We start from the raw sequence: 3,412 nt of genomic DNA, 5'->3' as shown, positions 1-3,412 counted from the left end.
CCACGGGGGCGTCGACGGGGGCGGTCATCGGGCGGCCTCGGTCCGGTCGTCGCTGGGCAGGGCGGAAAACGATGCAGCGGTCACAACAGGCTGCAAATCCGAATCCCGGCGGCTGATTCCCCGTCCGGCCACAGGTAACGCAGGTCACAGGCGACCGCGGATGGCCGCGCCCGTCGTCGCGGGCCGCGATCTGCCCGCGCCAAAGCGCCGTCGACCGCCCGTCGGGCCCTCACGAACGGTACGGGCGCGGGGGCCCGACGGACGTCAGACGATCGAGCAGGCGGTGCCGTTGAGGGTGAAAGAGGACGGTCTACCGGCGTTGCCGGTGTGGTTCGCCTGGAACCCGATGTCCACCGACCCGTTCGGGGCGACGCTGCCGTTGTAGGAGACGTTACGGGCGGTCACCGCGCCGCTGGTGGGGGTGTAGGTGGCGTTCCAGCCGCCGGTGATGCTCTGCCCACTCGGCAACGTGAACGCCAGGCTCCAGCCGTCGACGGTCGTGGCGCTGGTGTTGGTGATCGTGACGGCGGCGGTCAGGCCGGTGCTCCAGGCGTTGACCGTGTACGACACCCGGCACCCGCCGGCGGGCGGAGGCGTCGTCGTCGGAGGCGCCGTCGTCGGAGGCGCCGTCGTCGGAGGCGCCGTCGTCGGAGGCGCCGTCGTCGGAGGCGCCGTCGTCGGAGGCGTGCCGCCGATGCTGCCCGGCACCGCGCGCAGCGCGTTGTACCAGGTGGTGGCCATCTTGCTGTAGCCGGTCGCGTTGGGGTGCACACCGTCGGCGAGATCGACCAGGGTCAGCGCCCGGTACATGTCGACCAGGTGCACGCGGCGACCGGCGTTGACCTTACTCTGCACGATGCCCGGGATGGCCGCGTTGTACGTCCGCACCGCGTTGTCGGTGCTGCCGGAACGCGGGATGATCGTCGCGACGAAGACGTCCGCCGACGGCGCGGTCGTGATGATGCGGTCGAGCAGCGTGGAGAGCCGGGACGCGGCGGCGGTCGGGTCGCCGTACATGTCGTTGGTGCCGATGTGCAGCAGCACGGTGCGGGGGGTCGTCGCCCGCAGCCAGTTGACGACGTTGGCGTCGACCTGGGCGATGGTCCACCCCGAGTGGCCCTCGTGGTCGTGGTCGCCGAGGCTGGTTGGCCCGTTGAACATCGAACCGACGAAGTCGATCCGGTAGCCGCCGGCGGCGAGCTTCTGCCACAGGTCGATGCGGTAGCCGCCCGGGACGTTGAAGCCGTCGGTGATCGAGTCGCCGAGCGGCATCACCCGCACGCCGCCGTTGGACTCGGCGTTGGCCGGGCCGATCGCGAACGTGACGGCGGTGGCGACGAGCGCCATGACCGCCGCCGCCGCGGCGAACAGGCGAGTTCTTCGTATCATGCGTGTCCTCCCGATGCTGGTCGCCCCAGGCGAGGGGCACGCCAGGGCGCGGTGCTGGAGACGGGCGCGGCGCGACGGCCTCGGCGAGGTCCGCCCGCGCCGGCCTGAAAGGGCTGAGCCGGGGCACGGCGGGTCGGCGCACCACCGCAAGCTGCTAAGTACGGCGCGGCACGGCCCACCGTCGACGGTGCCCGTACGGGTGCGCTGCCGGCCCGGCTCCCGAGCGGCGACCGGCGGCCCGTGGCTGGAGCGTGCCCTCACCCTGGCCGCCGACACCATAACGTGTTACCGCTAACACCCACAATAAATCGACGCGGCGCGATACTTTCGGGCGTCGGCGGCGGGTCAGGTCGTTCGCGGACAGCCACAGCCCGACGACCGGCCCGCCGTACCCCAGCACGACCGGGCCGGTCAGAACGGCCGCGCGTCGATCGGATCAGTCGACGGCCAGGGGCCCGAAGGCTACCGCCCCCCGCGACGGGCACCCCTCGCCGTGGCCACTCCCAGGGCGAGCAGCGCCAACGCCGCCGCGACGCCGCCCACCAGCAGGGGTGCGGTGCCGCCGCGCTCGGCACGGTCACGGGAACCGCGTCCGGCGGCCCCACCGTCATCGGCCCCGCCGTCGCGGTCGCGGTCGTCGGCACGGCCGGTGCCGGCCGGTGCCGGGCCGGTGCGGGGCGGCGACGGGGTCGGCCTGGGTGGCAGGGCGTAACGCAGAATTCTCGGTCGCGTGCCGGGCGGCTGGTTCGCCGTCTCGGAGACCGTGAGCAGGGACCGCCCGTCGCGGCTGAAGCTGACCGACTCGCCCTGCGGTTCGTCCGGCAGCGGAATGGTGCTGGGCCTGCCGGCGGTGAGGGCGGTGACGAGATCGCCGCCGGCGACGTCGAAGGCGAAGGCGTCGGCGTAGGTGCGCAGGACCACCCGCCGCCCGTCGGGCGCGCCCGCTGCGCCGGTGACCACGCCTCGGCCGACGAAGGAGTACGGGTTGCGGGTCGTGGTGGACGGCAGCCGCACCTGCCCCACCCTGGCCAGCGGCACGGTCCCGCCCGCCCGCAGCGGCGCGGCGGGGCGGTACAGGCCCGCGCTGCCGCCCTGCTTCGTCACGATCAGCGGCCGCCCGGCGCCGTCGACCAGGAGGGCCTCCGCGTCGTGCGCGCCGTCGGGGTACGTCATGCGGTGCAGCACCGGGCGGGCCGCCCCGGGCGGCAGCTTCCACAGGGCGACCGTCCGGCGGGCCCGGTCGTTGTCGCCGATGTCGGCGACCCAGATCGTGCCGTCGGCGCCGACGGCCAGATCCTCGGTGTCGCGGGGCCGGGACGGGTAGCGCACCGTCCGCACCACCGCGCAGCGGGTGTCGAGAAAGAAGATCCGGCGTCGGGACTCCTCCTCGGCGCCGTCGTTGACCACGACGAACCCGTCATCGGTGGCGACCAGGCCGGATATCTCGGTCAACCGGTCGTCGCGGATCTGGCACACCGGGGTGCCCGGTGTCGGCGCGAGCCCGGCGACGGGATCGGCCACCGCCGCGCCGGGTGCCACGACGACGGCAGCGACGGTGGCCGCCGCGACTCCGGCCCCCGGCCACCGCCGCCGTGGGTGCCGTGGTGGTCCGGGGTCGGTCACCCCCGCATCATCCAACCCCACCGTCCAGCCGGAAATCCCGGTGCCGCCGTCGCCCGCTACGGACTGACCTGACAGGCGGCACCGTTGAGCGCGAAGCCGTCGGGGCGCGGGTTGGTCGCGCCGAAGCTGGCCTGGAAGCCGAAGCTCACCGTGCCGCCCTGCGGCAGGCTGGCGTTCCAGGCGACGTTGCGGGCGGTGACGGCGGCCCCGGACTGGGTCACCTGCGCGTTCCAGGCGTTTGTGATCCGCTGGTCGGCACCGAACGTCCAGGTCAGCGCCCATCCGTTCAGCGCCGGGCCACGGTTGGTCACCCGCACGTCCGCCGTGAACCCGCCGGTCCACTCATTGGGCGTCCAGGTGACCAGGCACCCGGCCGGCGGAGCGGTGGTCGGCGGGGGCG

General features: G+C 73.9%; 3 protein-coding genes. All 3 read right to left on the bottom strand.

The window, feature by feature from the left end; translation table 11 throughout:
* Positions 1 to 264: 264 nt before the first annotated feature.
* The gene (locus tag E1258_RS31140; RefSeq protein ID WP_371688710.1) at positions 265 to 1,389 is read right to left on the bottom strand and encodes a cellulose binding domain-containing protein; all 1,125 of its coding nucleotides are present in this window, start codon (positions 1,387 to 1,389) and stop codon (positions 265 to 267) included.
* A gap of 462 nt (positions 1,390 to 1,851) precedes the next feature.
* Positions 1,852 to 3,012, bottom strand: a complete 1,161-nt coding sequence (locus E1258_RS31135; protein ID WP_207919872.1) for a hypothetical protein — start codon at positions 3,010 to 3,012, stop codon at positions 1,852 to 1,854.
* Between the two features lie 56 nt (positions 3,013 to 3,068).
* Positions 3,069 to 3,412 (bottom strand): cellulose-binding domain-containing protein (locus E1258_RS31130; RefSeq protein WP_207919870.1); only part of this gene is annotated, 344 nt, incomplete at its 5' end.

The organism is Micromonospora sp. KC207, from assembly GCF_004348615.1.
GTDB lineage: Bacteria > Actinomycetota > Actinomycetes > Mycobacteriales > Micromonosporaceae > Micromonospora.
The sequence above is the reverse complement of the archived record's forward strand: the minus strand, read 5'-3'. Positions and strand labels throughout refer to the sequence as shown.